We start from the raw sequence: 20093 nt of genomic DNA, 5'->3' as shown, positions 1-20093 counted from the left end.
GAATGGAAGGGCTTGCAGAAGTGTACGCAAGACTTTGCCGTTGGGCTAAAGTGCCGCACATGCGCGCTCGACTGTCCGACATCGCCCAACAGGCTGAAGTCAGCGAGGCCACGGTGTCGCGGGTGCTCAACGACCGCCCCGGCGTGGCCCCCGAAACCCGCCAGGCCGTCCTCACCGCCCTCGATGTGCTCGGCTACGAGCGCCCCGCCCGGCTGCGCAAGCGCAGCGCCGGACTGGTCGGCCTGGTCGTGCCGGAGCTGGACAACCCGATCTTCCCGGCGTTCGCCCAGATCATCGAGTCCGCGCTCGCCCCCACCGGCTACACACCGGTGCTCTGCACGCAGACCCCCGGGGGCGTCCGCGAGGACGAGTACGTGGAGATGCTGCTGGACCGCCAGGTCTCCGGCATCGTCTTCGTCTCCGGCCTGCACGCCGACACCGCCGCGGACCACGACCGCTACCGCACGCTGCTGGCCCGGCCGCTGCCGATCGTCATGATCAACGGGTACGCGCCCGGCATCCCCGCGCCGTTCGTCTCCTGCGACGACCGGGAGTCCGCCGAACTCGCGGTCGCCCACCTGGTCGCGCTCGGGCACCGCCGGATCGGCCTGATCACCGGCCCGGACCGGTTCGTGCCGGTGCAGCGCAAGGTCGCCGGCTACAAGGCCGCGATGGGGCGCCTCACCGACATCGCCGAGGACGAGCTGGCCGACCTGACCGAGCTGTCCCTGTTCGGCGTCGAGGGCGGCGAGGCGGCCGCCGGCCGGCTCATCGAGCGCGGCGTCACCGGGCTGGTCTGCGGCTCGGACCTGATGGCGCTCGGCGCGATCCGGGCCGCCCGGCAGCGCGGGTTGTCGGTGCCCGGCGACATCTCCGTGGTCGGGTACGACGACTCCCCGCTCATGGCGTTCACCGACCCGCCGCTGACCACGGTGCGCCAGCCGGTCGCCGCCATGGCCGTGGCCGCGGTGCGGGCCCTGGTCGACGAGATCAACGGCCACCCGTCCCCGAACTCCGAGTACCTGTTCCGCCCCGAGCTGGTGGTACGCGGCTCGACCGCGGTGGCGAAGCCCGCGACTCCCCCCACCCGCCAGCGCCCCGCCACCCCTTCCTCCCCCACCCCGTCCCTCCCCATCCCCGCCTAACCCCCGCCGCACCCCTCCCCCCCTCCTCCCCTCCCCCCTCCCCCCTCCCCCGCCCTCCGCCCTCCAACGCGTCGATCATGAAGTTGACGGCGACAAATCGGACGGCAAAGGCCGCCAACCTCATGATCACGCGAGCCACCCCGGCCGCGCCCACCCCACGGACCCCCGTTGATCAAGGGGTTTGTGCCCGGGTTGATCTCCACTCGGGACACAAACTCCTTGATCAACGCCTGGGGGCGGGTCGGTCCGGGCAGGAGGGGGTGGGTGTCTCGGGATTCGGGAGGGGGTTTCGGGGTGGCGGAGGGTGATGGCTGTCATTTCTTGCGCAAGGAATGCTTGACTCTTGCAGTGCAATGGCGGCATTCTGCTCAGACACCCTGCGCCGCACCAGAAGCCGCCACAGAACGGGATCGACAGCGATGACCTCCGCCCCCAGCACCACCCCACGCACCGCCGGCGACGACTGGTGGCGGTCCGCTGTCGTCTACCAGGTGTACGTCCGCAGCTTCGCCGACGCGAACTCCGACGGCGTGGGTGACCTCCAGGGCATCCGGCAGCGCCTGCCCTACCTGCGCGATCTCGGCGTGGACGCGCTCTGGCTGACGCCGTTCTACACCTCGCCGCAGGTCGACGCCGGCTACGACGTGGCCGACTACCGCGACGTCGACCCGCTGTTCGGCAACCTGACCGACTTCGACGAGATGATCACCGACGCGCACGCGCTCGGCCTGCGGATCATCGTCGACATGGTGCCGAACCACACCTCCAGCGCGCACCCGTGGTTCGCCGCCGCGCTCGCCGCCGGGCCGGGCTCTCCGGAGCGCGAGCGCTACCTGTTCGCCGACGGCAAGGGCGAGCAGGGTGAGCTGCCGCCGAACGACTGGGAGAGCATCTTCGGCGGCCCGGCGTGGACGCGCGTGGTCGACGGCCAGTGGTACCTGCACCTGTTCGACCCGGCGCAGCCCGACCTGAACTGGCGCCACCCGGAGGTGCGGGCCGAGTTCGAGGACGTGCTGCGCTTCTGGCTGGACCGGGGCGTGGACGGCTTCCGGATCGACGTGGCGCACGGGATGATCAAGGCCGAGGGCCTGCCGGACGTCGGCTTCAACTCGATGACCACCGGCCAGCGCCAGTCCGAGCTGCTGGGCAAGGGCCGGCTGCCGTACTTCGACCAGGACGAGGTGCACGACATCTACCGCGCCTGGCGGCCGATCCTGGACAGCTACCCGGGCGGCCGGATGGCCGTCGCCGAGGCATGGGCCGAGACGCCGCAGCGGCTGGCCCGCTACATCGGCCCGGACGAGCTGCACCAGGCGTTCAGCTTCGACTTCCTCGACGCCACCTGGTCGGCCGACTCGTTCCGCAAGGTGATCGACACGGCGCTGGCCGAGTCCACGATCGTGGGCGCGCCGACCACCTGGGTGCTCTCCAACCACGACCGGCAGCGGCACGTCACCCGGTACGGCGACGGCGAGGTCGGCCTGCGCCGCGCCCGCGCCGCCGCGCTGCTGATGTTCGCGCTGCCCGGCTGCGCGTACGTCTACCAGGGCGAGGAACTGGGTCTGCCGGAGGTGCTGGACCTCCCCGACGAGCTGCGTCAGGACCCCGCGTTCCGGCGTACCGGGGAGAGCCGGGACGGCTGCCGCGTGCCGATCCCGTGGGGCGGCGAGCTGCCCCCGTACGGCTTCGGGCCGGGCGGCAGCGAGCTGAGCTGGCTGCCGGCGCCGGCGACCTGGCGGTCGCTGTCGGTGGCCGCCCAGACCGGGGTGCCCGGCTCGACGCTGGAGCTGTACCGGACCGCGCTGCGCATCCGGCACGAGCACCCGGCGCTGGCCGGCCTGGACGGCATCACCTGGCTGGAGACCGAGCCCGGTGTCCTGGCGTTCCGCCGCAGCGCCGGGGACGCCGAGGTGACCTGCGTGGTGAACATCAGCGGCGCCGACGTGACGGTGAGCGGCTACGGCCGCCCGCTCGTCGCCAGCGCCGGCCTCACCGAGCGGGGCGACGGGTACGTCCTGCCGGTGGACGCGGCTGCGTGGTTCGAACGGCGCTGAGCCGGGTAACCCGCCAACGACCTGGCCGTCCGTTGTGCCCCGCGCCGACGGGCGGCTGGGCTGCCGACCCCTTGTGGTGGGGGGTGAGGTGGCCCCGGCCCCTCGGGAGTGCGCTCCCGGGGGGCCGGCGTCCATCGGGGAGCGCGCGCGTCCTCAGCCGCCCTTGGCGGTGAGCAGCGCGGCGATCCGGGCGAACCCGGCCCGGATCTCCTCCCGGTCGGGCGCCTTCGCCGGCTCGGGCTCCGGCTCGCGTTCGGCGGCCAGTTCCAGCTCCTCGTCGATGACGTCCTCGAAGTCGCCGTAGAGGTCCGCCTGGTCGACCTGCGCCGCCTCGTCCTCGGCGGCGATCTGCGCGGCCGCGATCTCGCTGCGGATCTCCTCCGGCGTGAGCGCCGGCAGCAGCGGCTCCACCACCGCCATCAACTGCTCGTCGGCCACCACCGCCTCGGCCAGCGCCAGCGCGTGCGGTCGCTCGTACGGGCCGCAGACCACCGGCTCCCAGTCGTCCTCGGCGCCGAGCGGGCCGAACGTGATGATCCACGGCAGGCCCCGGATCGGGGAGTCGTCCGGCAGGTCCAGTGTCACGAGTGCGCCCACCGGCCCATCATGGTCGTCGCGCATCGGCCCGGGGAACGCAAACATCGGACTCTCCCCGCTTCGGGGACCACGCTCAGCCACGCGTACCGGCGTCCAGCGCCGCACGGACCAGGGCGACGGCCCGCTCCGGCGGGACGCCCAGGCGACGCGCCTGCTCGGCGTACTCGGCGGCGGCCCGGTGCAGCCGGTCGGTGGCGTCGTCCCGGCCGGGGGCGACCACCGTGCCGTGCCGGCCGCGCGTCTCCACCAGCCCGGCGCCCTCCAGTTCCCGGTACGCCCGCGCCACGGTGTTCACCGCGAGCCCCAGGTCGGCGGCGAGCTGCCGCACCGCCGGAAGCCGGGTGCCCGCCGGCAGCCGCCCGTCGCCGATGCGCGCGGCGAACTGCGCCCGCACCTGCTCGTACGGCGGCACCGCCGACTCGGCGTCGATCCGGATCCGCGCGCTCACCCCGCTCCCCCCGGTGTGCCCGGTTCGGTCTCCTCGTCGAGCACGTCCGCCTCCACGTCCACCTCCCGGGCCCCGCCCTCGGCCAGGTCCACCACCCGGCCGTACCGGCTGGTGGCGGCCAGCGCGGCGCCGAAGAGGACGAGCTGGTTGAGCAGGTAGAGGTAGAGCAGCAGGCCCACGGCGGTGGCGACCACCGTGTACGCGGGGTTCCGCTCGGTGCGTACCACGTAGTAGCGCCCCACGGTGTTGAGCAGGGTGATCCCGACGGCGATGGTCAGGATCGCCGGGCGCAGCCGGCGCCGGCTCATCCGCAGCCGGGGCACTGCGAGCAGCAGCGCGGCGGCGAGCACGGCGTTGACGAGCACGCTCAGCACCGCGCTGACGGTGGTCAGGCCCACCGAGCCGGTGCTGCGCAGCAGGAAGCGCAGCAGCGACTCCAGCGCGTCCACGGCGGCGACCGAGACGAACAGCAGCACGAAGACGGCGACCAGCACGCCCAGGTCGACCAGGCGCCGCACCACCAGGTTGCCGGGCTGCTGGTTGAAGCCGTACATCAGCCGCTGCGAGGAACGGATCGCCTCCACCCAGCCGATGCCGGTGAAGACCAGGATGACCAGGCCGACCACGCCGACGGTGCCGCTGCTCTCGGCGATCTGCGCCGGGTCGAGGAAGGGCAGGTTCTCCTCCAGGAAGTGCGCCGCGCCGCGGCTGACCTCCTCGTTGTCCCGCAGCACCGCGCCGAAGATCCAGTACGCGACGAGCGCGAGCGCGAACACGGCGAAGAAGCCGTAGTACGCGATGGCGGCGGCGAGCCGCCCGGCGAGCAGGTCGGCGTAGAGCGTCCCGGCCCGCCAGACGTGGTCGAAGACCGACGAGCGGCTCCGGGCCGCGTCGATGCGGCGCCCCACCGCCGCCTCGATCCGGCCGAAGACGTTCACCCCGTCATCCTCGCCGATCTCCGCCCGTGGCGGAGGGGCCCCGGCCGGTCGGATGTTCAGCTCCGGCCGCCGAGCCGGAAGTCGCGGCGGGGCTGCCACCGGGTCGCCCCGCTGTGCGAGAACAGCGTAAACGCGTCCACCTGGAACAACGCGGAGAAGTCGGCCAGATCCTCGTACGCCTTGTCGAGCACCTCGGGCGGCACGTCCTGCGCCACCGTGACGTGCGGGTGGTACGGGAAGCGCAGCTCGCGCCGCAGCTCGGGGGCCGAGTTGATCGCGGCGGCCAGCAGTTCGCACTCGCTGATCCCGGCCGCCACCGCCACGAACACCACCTGGGTGACCGGGCGGAACGTGCCGGTGCCGCGCAGGTGCAGCGTGAACGGCAGGTGCGCGGCGGCGACCCGGGCCAGGTGGTCCTCGACGGCGGGCAGCGCGCGTACCGGGATCTCGGTGGGCCCGAGGAGGGTGACGTGCGCGGGGACGGCGAGCGGGTCGCCGGCCTCGACCCGGCGGCGGGTGAGCATCCCGCCCCAGGGCTCGGGGACGTCGACCGCGATCCCGATCTGGATCGTGTCCGCGCCGCCCGGCGCCGTGTCACTGCCCGCCACGTCGCGCGCCACCCCTCCGGCCACCGGCTGCGTCACCCGTTACCGCCCGTCCGGGCCGTTACTCGAACCGCACCGGCGGGAAGAAGCCGACCCGCTCGTACGCGTCCCGCAGCGTCCCGGCGGCCACCACCCGGGCCTTCTCCGCGCCCCGCACGAGCAGCTTGTCGAGCTGCGCCGGGTCGTTCAGGTAGGCGTTCGTGCGTTCCTGAATCGGCGTGACGAACTCCCGCACCACCTCGGCGAGGTCCTTCTTCAGGTCGCCGTAGCCCTTGCCGTCGTACGCGGCGACCAGGTCGTCGATGCTCCGGCCGGAGAGCGCGGAGTAGATCGTGAGCAGGTTGGTGATGCCCGGCTTGCCCTCGGCGTCGAAGACGATCTCGCGGCCGGTGTCGGTGACCGCCGAGCGGATCTTCTTGGCCGAGCGGGCCGGGTCCTCCAGCAGGTCGATGATGCCGGCCGGGGAGGACGACGACTTCGACATCTTGGCCGTCGGATCCTGGAGGTCGGTGATCTTCGCGGTGTCCTTCACGATGTGCGGGGAGGGCACGGTGAAGGTGCGGCCGAACAGCGAGTTGAACCGCTGCGCCAGGTCGCGGGAGAGCTCCAGGTGCTGCCGCTGGTCCTCGCCGACCGGCACCGCGTTCGCCTGGTAGAGCAGGATGTCGGCGGCCTGGAGGATCGGGTACGTGAACAGGCCGACGCTGGCCCGCTCGCTGCCCTGCTTCTGCGACTTGTCCTTGAACTGGGTCATCCGGCCGGCCTCGCCGAAGCCGGTGATGCAGCCGAGCACCCAGGCCAGCTGCGAGTGCTCGGGCACCTGCGACTGCACGAACAGCGTGCTGCGCTCCGGGTCCAGGCCGAGCGCGAACAGCTGCGCGGCGGCCACCCGGCTGCGGCGCTTGAGCACCAACGGGTCGTGCCCCGCGGTGATCGCGTGCAGGTCGACGACGCAGTAGTAGGCGTCGTGGCTGTCCTGCAACGCCACCCAGTGCCGCAGCGCGCCCAGGTAGTTGCCGAGGTGGAACGAGTCGGCCGTCGGCTGGATGCCGGAGAAGACGCGCGGGCGGGCGGGTACGTCGGACATGGCGGCAATTCTGTCAGCAAGCCCCGGCGTCCGTCATGACGGGCCGGTGGATCGGGCGGGTACGGGCGGAAGCGGACCGTTCACCTCACGTCGGGGCTCGGGCAGCCGTGCGGCGGAGACCGCCAGGCGGGACACCCGCCGGCCGTCGAGTGTGAGCACCCGCAGCAGCCAGCCGGCCGGATCGGCGGGAACCGATCCGCCGGCCGGATCGACGGCCACCGGCACCTCGTCGCCGGCCACCGGCAGCCGGCCCAGGGCGGCCATCACGAACCCGCCCACCGTCTCGTACGGCCCGGCGGGCAGCGGCACGCCGGTGCGCTCGGCGAAGTCGGTCAGGTTGAGCCGGCCGTCGACGACGGCGGGCAGGCCGGCGGGTTCCGGTTCGAGGGGGCCGTGCTCGTCGTCCCGGATCTCCCCGACCAGTTCCTCGACCAGGTCCTCGCAGGTGACGATGCCGGCGGTGCCGCCGTACTCGTCGACGACGACGGCCAGGTGGTGACCCTCCCGGCGCATCTCGGTGAGCGCCGCCAGCACGCGTTTGCTGTCCGGCAGGCGCTTGACCTCCCGGATCAGGTCGCCGACCAGCAGCGGCCGGTCCGATTCCGGGCGCAGCAGCACGTCCCGCAGGTGCACCATGCCGACCACGTCGTCGTGGGTGCCGTCGACCACCGGGTAGCGGGTGTGCGGGTCGGCCCGGACCAGCCGCTGGGCCTGCGCCAGCGGGAGCGCCGCGCTGAGGAAGACCACCTCGGTGCGGGGCACCATCACCTCGCGGACGAGCCGGGCGCCGGCGACCAGCACCTCGTCGATGATCCGCCGTTCGTCCGGGTCGAGCAGCGTGTTCGCCGCGACCAGGTCCCGCAGTTCGGCCTCGCTGATCCGTTCCCGGCCGGCGGTGGGGCTGGCCCCGAGCAGGGCGGTGACGAGGCGGGTGGCGCCGTCGGCGCCGCGCACCACGAGACGGGCCACGGTGCGGGCCAGCGGGCCGGGTTCGCGTCGGGGCCGCCCCGACGGTTTCCGCCGGGGCCCGGGACCACCACCCTCCCGCATGAGAAGGATGGTAGACAGCGGCCACCGGACGCTCGGCCCGATGTTCGGATCTGTTCAATCGTGAAGGATTGTGGTGGAATAGAGGTGGATTCAACTCGACAGCCGCGACACAGCCCCCGGCCTTAGGGTGATCACGGGACGGCCGCCGCGGGACGCGGCCCAGGCAGGAGGACCGACGTGAAACTGCTCGTCACCGGCGGCGCCGGCTACATCGGCAGCGTGGTGACCCGGATGCTGCTCGACCACGGCCACCAGGTGACCGTGCTGGACGACCTGCGCACCGGTCACCGGGAGGCCCTCGCCCCCGACGCCACCCACGTCGAGCTGCCGGTGCACGAGGCCGCCCGGGTGCTCACCCCCGACGCGGGCTTCGACGGCGTGCTGCACTTCGCCGCCCTGATCGCCGCCGGCGAGTCGATGATCCGCCCCGAGCTGTACTGGCACGCCAACACGGTCGGCTCGATCGCGCTCATCGACGCGGTCCGCGCCGCCCGGGTGCCCCGGATGGTCTTCTCCTCCACCGCCGCCGTCTACGGCAACCCCACCGAGCTGCCCATCCCGGAGACCGCCGTCAAGGCCCCCACCAGCACCTACGGCGCCACCAAGCTGGCCGTCGACATGGCGCTCACGTCCGAGGCGATCGCGCACGACCTGGCCGCCGTCTCGCTGCGCTACTTCAACGTCGCCGGGGCGTACCTGCGCGACGGGCTGGCCATCGGCGAGCGGCACGACCCGGAGACCCACCTCATCCCCATCGCGCTCGACGTGGCCGCCGGACGGCGGGAGAAGCTCCAGCTCTTCGGCGACGACTACCCCACAGTCGACGGCACCTGCGTCCGCGACTACATCCACGTCGAGGACCTGGCCCGCGCCCACCTGCTCGCGCTGGACGCGGCCACGCCGGGCCGGCACCGGATCTACAACCTGGGCAACGGCAACGGCTTCACCAACCGGCAGGTCGTCGACGTGGTCCGCGAGGTCACCGGGCAGCCGGTTCCGGTCGAGGTGGCCGCCCGTCGCGAGGGCGACCCGGCCGAGCTGGTCGCGTCCTCCGCACTGGCCCGCGACGAGCTGGGCTGGACGCCGGCCAAGCCGACCCTGCACGACATGGTCGGCGACGCCTGGGCGTTCTACCGGGCGCACGTCGCGAGGCAGCCCTCGTGAGCGCGAGGAGTGAGCCGTGGTTGCGAGCCCCGCAGTCGCGAACGAAAGAAGGCACGGCATGAACGTCGCCGACCGCGCCACGGCCGGCTTCCGGCAGCGGTACGGCACCGAGCCGGCGGGCCGCTGGGCGGCTCCCGGACGGGTCAACCTGATCGGCGAGCACACCGACTACAACGACGGCTTCGTGCTGCCCTTCGCGCTGCCGCTGCGTACCGTGGTCGCCGCCGCGCCCACCCCCGACGGACGCTGGACGGTCTGGTCGGAGCTGGACGACGAGCCGGTCGAGTTCGGCCCGGCGGAGGCCGACGAGCCCGGCCGGGTCGACGGCTGGGCCGCCTACGTGGCCGGGGTGGTGTGGGCGCTGCGCGCCGACGGCCACGACGTGCCGGGCGCCCGGCTCGCCGTCGCCTCCGACGTGCCGGTCGGCTCCGGGCTCTCCTCGTCGGCGGCGATCGAGTCGGCCGTGCTGGCCGCCCTGGTCGACCTCGGCGGGCTCGACCTGCCCGCCGGTCGGTGGCCGCGGCTCGCCCAGCGGGCCGAGAACGACTACGTCGGCGCGCCCACCGGGATCATGGACCAGTCCGCGGTGATCCGCGGCCGAGCCGGGCACGCGCTGTTCCTCGACTGCCGCACCGAGGAGATCGAGCAGATCCCGTTCGACCTGGACGGCGCCGGGCTGGCCGTGCTGGTGATCGACAGCCGGGCGCCGCACCGGCACGCGGACGGCGAGTACGCGGCCCGCCGCGAGAGCTGCGAGCGGGCCGCCGCGACGCTCGGCGTGACCGCGCTGCGCGACGTGACGGTGGCCGACCTCGACGCCGCGCTGGCCCGCCTCGACGACGACGAGACCCGCCGCCGGGTGCGGCACGTGGTGACCGAGAACCAGCGGGTCCTCGACACCGTCGCGCTGCTGCGCGCCGGCCGGGTCCGCGACACCGGTCCGCTGCTGACCGCCTCGCACGCCTCCATGCGCGACGACTTCGAGATCACCGTGCCGGAGATCGACACCGCGGTCGAGGCGGCGCTGTCCGCCGGGGCGTACGGCGCGCGGATGACCGGCGGCGGCTTCGGCGGCTGCGTGCTCGCCCTGGTCGACGCCGGCTCCGCCGACGCGGTGGCCGCCGCCGTCACCGACGCGTACGCCCGGAACGGCTTCACCGCCCCCGGCACGCTCACCGTCCTGCCGGCCGACGGCGTCACCCGCCTGGACTGAACGCGAAAGGCCCCCGGCGCGCAGCGCCGGGGGCCTTCTCGTCGCGTGCGTCAGCCAGCCTCGACGATCATGCCGGCGCCGACCGTACGGTTGGTCGACTCGTCGATGATCACGAAGCCGCCGGTGGTGCGGTTACGGCGGTACTCGTCGGCCAGCAGCGGAACAGTGGTCCGCAGCCGGACCCGGCCGATCTCGTTGAGCTTCAGCTCGGCGGCCGTCTCGTCGCGGTGCAGCGAGTTGATGTCCAGCCGGTAGTGCAGCCCGCGCACGATCGCCCGCGCCGAACGGGTCGTGTGCTTGATCGCGTACTTGCCGCCGACCTGCAACGGCCGGGTCTCGTCCATCCAGCAGACCATCGCCTCGATGTCCTGCACGGCCATCGGGGCGTTGTTCGGCCGGCAGATCATGTCGCCGCGGGAGATGTCCAGCTCGTCGGTCAGCCGGACCGTCACCGACATCGGCGGGAACGCCTCGTCCACCGGGCCGTCGGCCGTCTCCACCGCCGCGATCCGGCTGGTGAAGCCGGACGGCAGCACCATCACCTCGTCGCCGGGCTTGAGCACGCCCGAGGCCACCTGACCGGCGTAACCCCGGTAGTCGGTGACGGTGGTGGACTGCGGCCGGATCACGTACTGCACCGGGAACCGCACGTCGACCAGGTTGCGGTCCGAGGCGATGTGTACCCGCTCCAGGTGGTGCAGCAGCGACGGGCCCTCGTACCAGGGCATGTTCTCCGAGCGGGTGACGATGTTGTCGCCCTGCAGCGCGGAGACCGGCACCACAGTCAGGTCCGGTACGTCGAGCTTCGCGGCGAACGCGGTGAACTCGTCCGCGATCCGCTCGTAGACCTCCTGCGACCAGTCCACCAGGTCCATCTTGTTCACGCACAGGACCAGGTGCGGCACCCGCAGCAGCGAGCAGAGGAACGCGTGCCGGCGGGACTGCTCCACCAGGCCCTTGCGCGCGTCCACCAGGATCAGCGCCAGGTCGGCGGTGGAGGCGCCGGTGACCATGTTCCGGGTGTACTGGATGTGCCCCGGGGTGTCGGCGATGATGAACTTCCGCCGCGGCGTGGCGAAGTAGCGGTACGCCACGTCGATGGTGATGCCCTGCTCCCGCTCGGCGCGCAGGCCGTCGGTGAGCAGCGCCAGGTTGGTGTACTCGTCGCCCCGGGCGGCGCTGACCGCCTCGACGGCGGCGAGCTGGTCGCTGAACAGCGACTTGGTGTCGTAGAGCAGACGGCCGATCAGCGTCGACTTGCCGTCGTCGACGCTGCCCGCGGTGGCGAACCGCAGCAGGTCCATCGGCCGGGCGGTCTCGCTCTCGGCCGGGGCCAGGGTCTCGACGCTCATCAGAAGTAGCCCTCTCGCTTGCGGTCCTCCATGGCGGCCTCGCTGACCCGGTCGTCACCGCGGGTCGCGCCGCGCTCGGTGATCCGCGTGGCGGCCACCTCCTCGATCACCTTCTCCACCGTGTCGGCGTCCGAGCTGACCGCCGCGGTGCAGGAGGCGTCACCCACGGTCCGGTACCGCACCTGGGCCTTGAACGGCTGCTCACCGGCGCGGGCCCGGAAGAACTCGTTGACCGCGTAGAGCATCCCGTCGCGCTCGATCACCTCACGCTCGTGCGCGTAGTAGATCGACGGCAGCGGGATCTGCTCCCGCGCGATGTAGTGCCAGACGTCCAGCTCGGTCCAGTTCGACAGCGGGAACACCCGGATCGACTCGCCCGGGTGGTGCCGGCCGTTGTAGAGCGCCCACAGCTCCGGACGCTGGTTCTTCGGATCCCACTGGCCGAACTCGTCGCGGAAGCTGAACACCCGCTCCTTGGCCCGCGCCTTCTCCTCGTCGCGCCGGGCGCCGCCGAACAACGCGTCGAAGCGGTGCTTCTCCACCGCCTCCAGCAGCACCGGCGTCTGGATCCGGTTGCGCATGCCGTCGGCGGACTCGCGGACCAGGCCCTTGTTCAGCGCCTCCGGCACGCTCGCCACGATGAGCTGCAGGCCCAGCTCGGCCACCCGCCGGTCGCGGTAGTCGAGCACCTCGGGGAAGTTGTGCCCGGTGTCCACGTGCATCACCGGGAAGGGGATGTTGGCCGGCGCGAACGCCTTCTGGGCCAACCGGAGCATCACGATCGAGTCCTTGCCGCCGGAGAACAGCAGCACCGGCCGTTCCATCTCGGCGACGACCTCGCGCATCACGAAGATGCTCTCCGCCTCGAGCGCGTCGAGGTGCGACACCTGGTACGCGGCGGGGGACGTCATGACACGAACTCGATTCGCACGGATCCGTACATCGGATTCCAGACCTTTCAGGTCGGACTCGTGAAGAAGAACGCTCAGGTTACCCGGAATGCCGCTGCAACGCTGCAAGCAACCGACTCGCGAGATCCTTGCGGCAGACCAGCAGATCCGGTAGGCGCGGGTCGGCCCCGTTGTATTTCAGCGCAGAACCGTCGATCCGGGAAGCATGCAGACCGGTGGCCGTCGCCACAGCGACCGGAGCGGCCGAATCCCACTCGTACTGACCGCCCGCGTGGATGTACGCGTCGACCTCACCGGTCACCACGGCGGCGATCTTCGCGCCCGCCGAGCCCATCGGAACCAGATGAGCGCCGACGTCCTCTGCCAGGTCGGTCAGGAAAACCGGCGGACGGCTACGGCTGGCCGCCAACCGGATGACCCGCGCGCCGCCCCCGATGGCCGCCTCCACAGTCATCGGCGGGTACGCCGGCGGGTGGTCCGTGCCGAGCACCCGGTGCTGGGCCGGCAGGGCCACCGCGCCCGCCACCAGACCGTGCGGCGTCGACGCGTTGCGCGACCAGAGCGCCACGTGCACCGCCCAGTCCGCGCGCCCCTCCTCCGCGTACTCCCGGGTGCCGTCCAGCGGGTCGACGATCCAGACCCGGTCCGCGGTCAGACGCGGCAGCGCCTCGTCGGTCACCTCCGCCGTCCAGGCCAGCCGCGAACCCTCGTCCTCCTCCGACAGCACCGCGTCCGCCGGCCGCCACTTCGCCAGCTCGGTGCGGATCAGATCGTGCGAGACCTTGTCACCGGCCGACCGGAGCGCGCCCGCGTCGGCGAAGCCCATCTCCGCGCGCAGGGCCGTCAGCGCCTGACCGGCCCGGGACGCCAGCCACCGGGCGAACCCGCCGTCGATCATCGGAGGACTGCCCATGATGCTCCCGTCACCCGCCTTCGCTCCCGCCGCCCGAGGCTACCGGCCGCGCTCCGCCCCGCCGGTCAACCCCCGTGGTACAGGTTCTGCGTCGGCTCCACGCCCTTGAGAACCACCGACTCCACCACGTCCGCCGCGCGGTCCACCAGGAACTCCAGCTCCTTGCGCTCCGCCGAGGAGAAATCCGAGAGTACGTAGTCGGCCGGGTCCTGCCGGCCCGGCGGCCGGCCGATGCCGAACCGCACCCGCACGTAGTCCTTGGTGCCGAGCGACTTCGACATCGACCGCAGGCCGTTGTGCCCGCCCTCGCCGCCGCCGCACTTCACCCGCACCTGCCCGTACGGGATGTCCAGCTCGTCGTGCACCGCGATCACGTGCGCCGGCGGGATCTTGTGGAACTGCGCCAGCCCGGCCACCGGACCACCGGAGAGGTTCATGTACGTCAACGGCTTCAGCAGCACCAGCTTCGGACCGCCGAACCCCAACCGCCCCTCGGCGGCCTCGGCCATCGCGCGCTTGTGCCGCCCGAACTTCGCGCCCACCCGGGCCGCCAGCAGGTCCGCCACCATGAACCCGACGTTGTGCCGGTTGTTCGCGTACTCCCGGCCGGGGTTGCCCAGGCCGACCACCAGCCACGGCCCCGCCTCGTCCGTCACCCGACGCCCCTTCCCGCTCGCTCGCCCGACCAGTCCCGATACGCCGACAGGCGCCCCCGGGAACCGGGGACGCCTGTCGCACAGCCTTGCGGACCGGTCAGGCCTCGGTCTTCGCCTCGGCCGGGGCCTCCTCGCCCTCGGCGGCCGGAGCGCCCTCGGCACCCTCGGCGGTCTCCTCGCCGACCTCGGCCTCGGCCTCCTCGGTGGCCTCCTCGACCTCGGGGAGGGTGGCCTCGAGCTGCTCGGCGGTCGGAGCGGCGGTCACCGAGGCGACAGCGGTCTCCTCGTCGGTGGCCAGCTCGACGCCGGACGGCAGCTCGACGTCGGCGGCGGTGATCGTGGTGCCCGGCTCGGCGCCCTCGATCGACGCCTCCAGGTGGTCCGGCACCTTGGTCGCGTCGGCGGTCACCGACAGCGTGTCGTGGTCGTGCACGATCAGGGTGTCCTTCGCGGCCTCACCGGTCAGCTGGACCGGAACCTCGACGGTGACCTTCTCGCCCCGGCGGACCAGCAGCAGGTCCACGTGCTCGAAGGTGTCCTTGATCGGGTCACGCTGGATCGCCTTCGGCAGCGCCAGCACCTGGGTGCCGTCGCTGACCTCGATCGCGAAGAGCTGGTTCGCGCCGCCCTTGCGGATCGCGGCGGCGAACTCCCGCGCCGGAAGCGCGATGTGCTTGGGCTTCTCGCCGTGGCCGTACAGCACGGCGGGCACCTTGCCGGCCCGGCGGGTACGACGGGCACCACCCTTGCCGAACTCGGTACGGGGCTCGGCGCTGATCTTTACCTCGGACACGGGGAAACTCCTGATGCTTCGCTGCGGCGGCTTGTCGTCTGGCGGTGCTGGGGCGAGGGGCTCGCTGGGGCTAGGGTCATGAACGACCGCCCGGAGCACCGCGTCGATGACGGCGCCTCCGTGCGGTGCTTGTCAGCAGCCCGCCGGGCACCCTCGCCGTGGCAACCGCACCAGTCTACCCGAGGGAATTCCCGGCTCTCCGGCAGTCCCCCATATCACCGCCCGGCCGCTTGCGCAGGGCATCGGCCCGGCCGCCGGAGACACCCCGGCGACCGGACCGGCGCGCTCAGCTCAGGCCACCGAACAGGGTGGTCACCGACCCGTCGTCGAAGACCTCCCGGATCGCCCGGGCCAGCAGCGGGGCGATCGACAGCACGGTCAGCTTGTCCAGCTGCTTCTCCGACGGCAGCGGCAGCGTGTTCGTCACCACGACCTCGCTGATCGGGCTGTTCTTCAGCCGCTCCGTCGCCGGGTCGGACAGCAGCGCGTGGGTCGAGGCGACCACGATCTCCGCCGCGCCCTGCTCCTTGAGGATGTCCGCCGCCTTGGTGATCGTGCCACCGGTGTCGATCATGTCGTCCACGATCAGGCACACCCGGCCCTCGACCTCACCGACGACCCGGTTCGCCACCACCTGGTTCGGCTTGAGCGGATCGCGGGTCTTGTGGATGAACGCCAGCGGGCAGCCGCCCAGCCGGTCGGTCCAGCGCTCGGCCACGCGTACCCGGCCCGAATCCGGCGCGACCACGGTCATCGGCCGGCCCGCGTACTTGTGCTCCACGTACTCGGCCAGCACGTCCATCGCGAACAGGTGGTCCACCGGGCCGTCGAAGAAACCCTGGATCTGCGCGGTGTGCAGGTCCACGGTCAGGATCCGGTTCGCACCGGCGGTCTTCAACAGGTCGGCGATCAGCCGCGCCGAGATCGGCTCCCGGCCGCGGTGCTTCTTGTCCTGCCGCGAGTACGGGTAGAACGGCAGCACCACTGTGATCCGCTTGGCCGAGCCGCGCTTCAGCGCGTCGACCATGATCAGGGTCTCCATGACCCAGGTGTTCACGCCGTGCGTCACGGACTGCACCACGAAGGCGTCCGAACCACGGACCGAATCCTTGTACCGTACGAAGATCTCGCCGTTGGCGAAGTCGTACGCGTCGGCCGGCGTCGGCGCGACGCCGAGCACCTCACCGATCTCCTTGGCCAGCTCCGGAAAACCCCTCCCGGAGAAGAGCATCAGGCTCTTGCGGTTTTCGGCGACGATGCTGCCCATGGGCCCGTCTGCTCCCGTATGTCGGTGGTACCCGGCGGCGGTGGGCCGGGGACTGTTCGGTTGCAGTATGCCCCCGGTTCAGCGATCCACCCACGGCCCGGCGGCCGCCGTGGAGTCAGTCACCTTCGCTTGCGGCGCCGCCCGTGTCCGACGCACCCTCACCGGCCCGCCGCGCCGCCTCCGCGGCGTCCGTGCCGGCCCGCTTACGCAGCACCCAGCCCTCCACGTTGCGCTGCTGACCCCGCGCCACCGCCATCGCACCCGGCGGCACGTCCCCGGTGATCACCGAACCCGCAGCGGTGTACGCCCCGTCGCCCACCCGCACCGGCGCCACGAACATGTTGTCCGCCCCGGTACGCGCGTGACTGCCGATGGTGGTGTGGTGCTTGCGTACCCCGTCGTAGTTGACGAAGACGGTCGCCGCGCCGATGTTGCTGTGCTCACCGATCGTCGCGTCGCCCACGTACGACAGGTGCGGCACCTTCGACCCGTCACCGATCGACGCCTTCTTGGTCTCCACGAACGTGCCGACCTTCGCCTTGCGGCCCAGCCGCGACTCCGGCCGCAGGTACGCGTACGGGCCGACGCTCGCCTGCGGCCCCACCTCGGCACCGAGCGCGTGGCTGCGCACGATGCTCGCGCCCGCGCCCACCACCGTGTCCGCGAGCGTGGTGTCCGGGCCGACGAGCGCGCCCTCGCCGACCGTCGTGGCGCCCTGGAGCTGGGTGTTCTGGTCGATCACCGCGTCCCGCTCGACGGTCACCGTCACGTCGATCCAGGTGGTGTGGGGGTCGAGGATGCTGACCCCGGTCCGCATCCAGCCCTCGTTCACCCGGTCCCGCAGCAGGCGGCGCAGCGCGGCCAGCTCGACCCGGTCGTTGCAGCCGAGCGTCTCCACGTGGTCGGCGGCGCAGTGCACAGCCACCGGCTCACCGGCGTCGCGCAGCAGCGCGAAGACGTCGGTCAGGTACTCCTCGCCCTGGTCGTTGTCGGTGGAGAGCTTGCCCAGCGCCTCCCGCAGTCGAGCCGCGTCGAACGCGTAGATGCCCGCGTTGATCTCCCGCAGCGCGCGCTGCTGCGGGGTGGCGTCGCGCTCCTCGACGATCTGCTCCAGTTGCCCCTGCACGTCCCGCACGATCCGGCCCAGGCCGGTCGGGTCGGGCACCTCGGCGGCGAGCACCGTCGCCGCGGCGGCGGCGTCCTCGTGCGCCTCGACCAGCGCCTGGACCGTCTCCGGCCGCAGCAGCGGCACGTCCCCGTTGATCACCACCACGGTGCCGGTGGCGTCCGGCACCGCGTCCAGCGCGATGCGGACCGCGTGCCCGGTGCCGAGCTGGCGCTCCTGGAGCACGGGCGTGGCACCCGGGGCGACCTCGGTCAGGTGCTCCCGGACCTGGTCGGCGCCGTGGCCGACCACGACCACGGTGCGGTCCGCGCCCAGCGGGCCGGCCGCGGCGAGGACGTGACCGAGCAGGGTACGGCCGAGCAGCGGGTGCAGCACCTTGGGCAGGGACGACTTCATCCGCTTGCCCTCACCGGCGGCGAGCACGACAACGGTGCGGAGGTGGGGCTGGGACACGACGTGGCTCCCGTCGGGACGGCGACAGTCTCGCGGTCATGCTAACCACGCGGCTCGCCACAATTCGCATCCGGCCACACAAACGCCGTCCGCTCGCGAGCGATCCGACGAATGAGCTGGGGTGCCTGGATTCGAACCAGGAGCTCAAGGCTCCAAAGGCCTGCGGGTTGCCGTTACCCCACACCCCATCGCCATGTCAAGACCTACGGAGCGACATCTTTCCCCTGCGCCTCGTCCGCAATCCGGAACAGCTCGGCGATCATACCTTCGATCCGCCAGTAGAGCTCGCGGCTGCGGGGCACAGTGATCACGAGGCAGCCGTGATAGGTGTCGCCGGTGTTCCGCCGTACCGTCGTCGGGTTGTGCCGCTTGAGCACCGTGCGGCGGAACCTCTCCGCGGGCAGCCCGAGCCGCCCCACCCACCAGCGCACCGCAGCCTCGGCGTCCGCCGACTCGTGGATGCTCACCCGGTAGGTCGGCACCGTCCGGTCCACGCCGCAGACTTCCAGGAACCGGAGGAAGAGGGCCAGCAAACCCGGATCGCTGTTGACGAACTGGATCGTCACCGCCCGACGCCAGGGCTTGGACTTGGCTCCCTCGCACCAGTAGATCGCGGCACCGAGCATCAGCAGGTCCCGCTCGCCGAGACCGCCGACCACACCGGCGGCGCGGGCGTGCTCCGCGGTCCGCGCGGCGTCCCGCGTCTCCCGGTACGCGCTCCAGCGCGCCTCCGTCATCGCCTTCGAGTGCTCGCGGCGCCGCTCGGCCGTCTCGTCGTCCGGGTCCAGCGGCAGGTGCCGCACCCACTGGTAGGCGGTCGACTTCGCCACCCCGAGCCGCGCCGCGATCTCGTTTACCGACCGGCCCGCCGTGCGCAGCCGCAGGGCCTCGGCACGGGCGTCGTCGCGGGCTCGCGGCCGGCGGGTCCACTCCGGCGGCGGGATGCCGCGCAGCAGCGCGTACACCCGGTCGCGGCCGACGCCCAGGCGAACCCGGATCTCGGCGACGGAGAGCTGCTCGTCCACACGTAGGCGCCGCGCCTCGGCGGCGAGGGGGTCGGTCACCGACACAGATTAGAACGTGCGTACGACAGCGGCCGGTCTGACCGCGAGCGTCGCGCCTGGCAGGATGGACGGGTGACCGACGTTTCCGGCAACGACCGCACCCGTCGGCGGCCCGTGCCGGCGACGAAGCCCTCCCGGGTACGGATGTCCGCGACGCAGCGGCGCGAGCAGCTGATCTCGATCGCCCGGCAGATCTTCGCCGAGAAGGGTTTCGACGCGACCTCGATCGAGGAGATCGCGGCGCGCGCCAAGGTCTCCAAGCCGGTGGTCTACGAGCACTTCGGCGGGAAGGAGGGGCTCTACGCGGTGGTGGTGGACCGGGAGGTCCGCTCGCTGCTGGACCGGATCACCACGGCGCTGACCGCAGGTCATCCGAGGGAGTTGCTGGAGCAGGCCGCGTTGACGTTGCTGACCTACATCGAGGAGGAGACCAGCGGCTTCCGGGTGCTGGTCCGGGAGTCCCCGCTGATGTCCGCGACGGGCAACTTCAGCAGCGTGATGAACGACGTGGCGCACCAGGTGGAGCACATCCTGGCGGGCGAGTTCTCCATCCGGGGGTACGACCCGAAGCTGGCGGAGCTCTACTCGCAGGCGCTGGTGGGCATGGTGGCGCTGACCGGCCGCTGGTGGCTGGAGGTGCGCAAGCCGCGCAAGGAGACGGTGGCGGCGCACCTGGTGAATCTGGCCTGGAACGGGTTGTCGCACCTGGCCTCGAAGCCGGGGCCGATCGGGACGTGAGCCGGATCCTCGGCCGTGCGGTGCGGTGATGGCACTACGCCCCCGCGGCGGCCGCGATCGCCGAGTCGAAGTCGGGGCCGGCACCGATCTGGGCGAGCAGCACGTTCGCCGCGTTGTAGCAGTCGAACCTTTCGATCTTTCCGTCCCGCAGATGCCAGAGATCAGCGGTCGGCACGTCGATCCGGTTGCCGGTCGGCGGGATCTCGCCGGCCGGCGTGGGGAAACCGCCGAGGTGGGTGCCCTGAATTCGTAGTTCGACGGCGACGACGTCACCGAGAGCATGCACGTCGAGCAGTTCGCGGTGGACGTCGGGAAAGACGCCGGCGAAGCCGGTCAGCGCCTGCGGAATCTGGTCTCCGCGGAATGTCAGCCCGTTGGGCATGTCGTTGAACGTTCCGTCCTCGGTGAACAGGGCGCGGAAGCCGGGCCCGTCGAGGACATCCCCTTCCGCCAGCCGGTACGCCTCGCGAACGATCTCTTCGTTGCTCTTCATTCGGCCCGTCCTCGATTGTCGTGCCA

At 72.1% G+C, this 20093-nt stretch carries 19 protein-coding genes, 1 tRNA gene and 1 pseudogene; 5 read left to right on the top strand and 16 right to left on the bottom strand.

The features are described from left to right. Positions 1-59 precede the first annotated feature (59 nt). A complete protein-coding gene (locus ACN27D_RS19785; RefSeq protein WP_358176491.1) occupies positions 60-1145 on the top strand; it encodes a LacI family DNA-binding transcriptional regulator in 1086 nt (361 codons plus the stop codon). Positions 1146-1564: 419 nt separating this feature from the next. Continuing rightward, positions 1565-3199 (top strand): glycoside hydrolase family 13 protein, encoded by a 1635-nt coding sequence (locus tag ACN27D_RS19780; RefSeq protein ID WP_252452198.1) that lies wholly within the window; start codon positions 1565-1567, stop codon positions 3197-3199. A gap of 153 nt (positions 3200-3352) precedes the next feature. Here the strand turns inward: ACN27D_RS19780 and ACN27D_RS19775 are convergent, their stop codons facing one another. The 6 genes from ACN27D_RS19775 to ACN27D_RS19750 all read right to left on the bottom strand — a co-directional run bounded on the left by ACN27D_RS19775 (position 3353) and on the right by ACN27D_RS19750 (position 7924). Beyond that, positions 3353-3796, bottom strand: coding sequence for a hypothetical protein (locus tag ACN27D_RS19775; RefSeq protein WP_162959168.1), 444 nt, complete (start codon positions 3794-3796; stop codon positions 3353-3355). Positions 3797-3869: 73 nt separating this feature from the next. Then, positions 3870-4244, bottom strand: a complete 375-nt coding sequence (locus tag ACN27D_RS19770; protein WP_358176494.1) for a GntR family transcriptional regulator — start codon at positions 4242-4244, stop codon at positions 3870-3872. Then, on the bottom strand, positions 4241-5182 hold the full coding sequence (locus tag ACN27D_RS19765; protein WP_120571707.1) for a YhjD/YihY/BrkB family envelope integrity protein: 942 nt from the start codon (positions 5180-5182) through the stop codon (positions 4241-4243). The genes ACN27D_RS19770 and ACN27D_RS19765 overlap by 4 nt, the downstream gene beginning before the upstream one ends. A 56-nt stretch (positions 5183-5238) precedes the next feature. After that, complete coding sequence (locus ACN27D_RS19760) at positions 5239-5826, bottom strand: 2'-5' RNA ligase family protein (protein ID WP_120571708.1); 588 nt, start codon at positions 5824-5826, stop codon at positions 5239-5241. 22 nt (positions 5827-5848) lie between these two features. Beyond that, a complete protein-coding gene (trpS, locus tag ACN27D_RS19755; protein WP_120571709.1) occupies positions 5849-6874 on the bottom strand; it encodes a tryptophan--tRNA ligase in 1026 nt (341 codons plus the stop codon). Between the two features lie 33 nt (positions 6875-6907). Further along, positions 6908-7924 carry a hemolysin family protein gene (locus ACN27D_RS19750; RefSeq protein ID WP_252452210.1) on the bottom strand — a complete coding sequence of 339 codons (1017 nt, stop codon included), beginning with the start codon at positions 7922-7924 and terminating at the stop codon, positions 6908-6910. Between the two features lie 177 nt (positions 7925-8101). Between ACN27D_RS19750 and galE the strand changes: the two genes are divergently transcribed. Together galE and galK are read left to right on the top strand one after the other, a co-directional pair. Next, on the top strand, positions 8102-9088 hold the full coding sequence (gene galE, locus ACN27D_RS19745; protein ID WP_374668812.1) for a UDP-glucose 4-epimerase GalE: 987 nt from the start codon (positions 8102-8104) through the stop codon (positions 9086-9088). 58 nt (positions 9089-9146) lie between these two features. Then, positions 9147-10301 carry a galactokinase gene (gene galK, locus ACN27D_RS19740; protein WP_421499687.1) on the top strand — a complete coding sequence of 385 codons (1155 nt, stop codon included), beginning with the start codon at positions 9147-9149 and terminating at the stop codon, positions 10299-10301. Between the two features lie 50 nt (positions 10302-10351). Here galK and ACN27D_RS19735 read toward each other — a convergent pair whose 3' ends face one another. The 9 genes and pseudogenes from ACN27D_RS19735 to ACN27D_RS19695 form a co-directional block, all read right to left on the bottom strand. After that, complete coding sequence (locus ACN27D_RS19735; protein WP_120571714.1) at positions 10352-11653, bottom strand: sulfate adenylyltransferase subunit 1; 1302 nt, start codon at positions 11651-11653, stop codon at positions 10352-10354. Continuing rightward, positions 11653-12564, bottom strand: a complete 912-nt coding sequence (cysD, locus tag ACN27D_RS19730) for a sulfate adenylyltransferase subunit CysD (RefSeq protein WP_120571715.1) — start codon at positions 12562-12564, stop codon at positions 11653-11655. Before cysD ends, ACN27D_RS19735 begins: the two co-directional genes overlap by 1 nt. Positions 12565-12643: 79 nt before the next feature. Continuing rightward, on the bottom strand, positions 12644-13477 hold the full coding sequence (locus ACN27D_RS19725; RefSeq protein WP_120571716.1) for an inositol monophosphatase family protein: 834 nt from the start codon (positions 13475-13477) through the stop codon (positions 12644-12646). A gap of 65 nt (positions 13478-13542) precedes the next feature. Then, positions 13543-14133 (bottom strand): aminoacyl-tRNA hydrolase, encoded by a 591-nt coding sequence (gene pth / locus ACN27D_RS19720; protein WP_116503868.1) that lies wholly within the window; start codon positions 14131-14133, stop codon positions 13543-13545. A 97-nt stretch (positions 14134-14230) separates the two neighbouring features. Next, entirely contained in the window at positions 14231-14926 is a 696-nt protein-coding gene (locus ACN27D_RS19715) for a 50S ribosomal protein L25/general stress protein Ctc (protein WP_120571717.1), read from the bottom strand. A 286-nt stretch (positions 14927-15212) separates the two neighbouring features. After that, the gene (locus tag ACN27D_RS19710; RefSeq protein ID WP_013283956.1) at positions 15213-16193 is read right to left on the bottom strand and encodes a ribose-phosphate diphosphokinase; all 981 of its coding nucleotides are present in this window, start codon (positions 16191-16193) and stop codon (positions 15213-15215) included. Between the two features lie 55 nt (positions 16194-16248). Then, positions 16249-17772, bottom strand: a pseudogene (gene glmU / locus ACN27D_RS19705) (bifunctional UDP-N-acetylglucosamine diphosphorylase/glucosamine-1-phosphate N-acetyltransferase GlmU); the annotation flags it as partial. 116 nt (positions 17773-17888) lie between these two features. Next, positions 17889-17960, bottom strand: a tRNA-Gln gene (locus ACN27D_RS19700). A gap of 15 nt (positions 17961-17975) precedes the next feature. After that, positions 17976-18836: a helix-turn-helix domain-containing protein gene (locus ACN27D_RS19695; RefSeq protein ID WP_421499686.1), complete on the bottom strand. Its 861-nt coding sequence runs from the start codon at positions 18834-18836 to the stop codon at positions 17976-17978. Between the two features lie 72 nt (positions 18837-18908). Here ACN27D_RS19695 and ACN27D_RS19690 point away from each other — a divergent pair, with 72 nt between their 5' ends. Continuing rightward, positions 18909-19574, top strand: a complete 666-nt coding sequence (locus tag ACN27D_RS19690; protein ID WP_121686224.1) for a TetR/AcrR family transcriptional regulator — start codon at positions 18909-18911, stop codon at positions 19572-19574. A gap of 34 nt (positions 19575-19608) precedes the next feature. Here the strand turns inward: ACN27D_RS19690 and ACN27D_RS19685 are convergent, their stop codons facing one another. Beyond that, positions 19609-20067 carry an ester cyclase gene (locus tag ACN27D_RS19685; protein WP_121686223.1) on the bottom strand — a complete coding sequence of 153 codons (459 nt, stop codon included), beginning with the start codon at positions 20065-20067 and terminating at the stop codon, positions 19609-19611. Between the last annotated feature and the right edge of the window lie 26 nt (positions 20068-20093).

The sequence above is a fragment of the Micromonospora sp. WMMD1274 genome (assembly GCF_049179035.1).
GTDB classification, from domain to species: domain Bacteria; phylum Actinomycetota; class Actinomycetes; order Mycobacteriales; family Micromonosporaceae; genus Micromonospora; species Micromonospora tulbaghiae.
The sequence above is the reverse complement of the archived record's forward strand: the minus strand, read 5'-3'. Positions and strand labels throughout refer to the sequence as shown.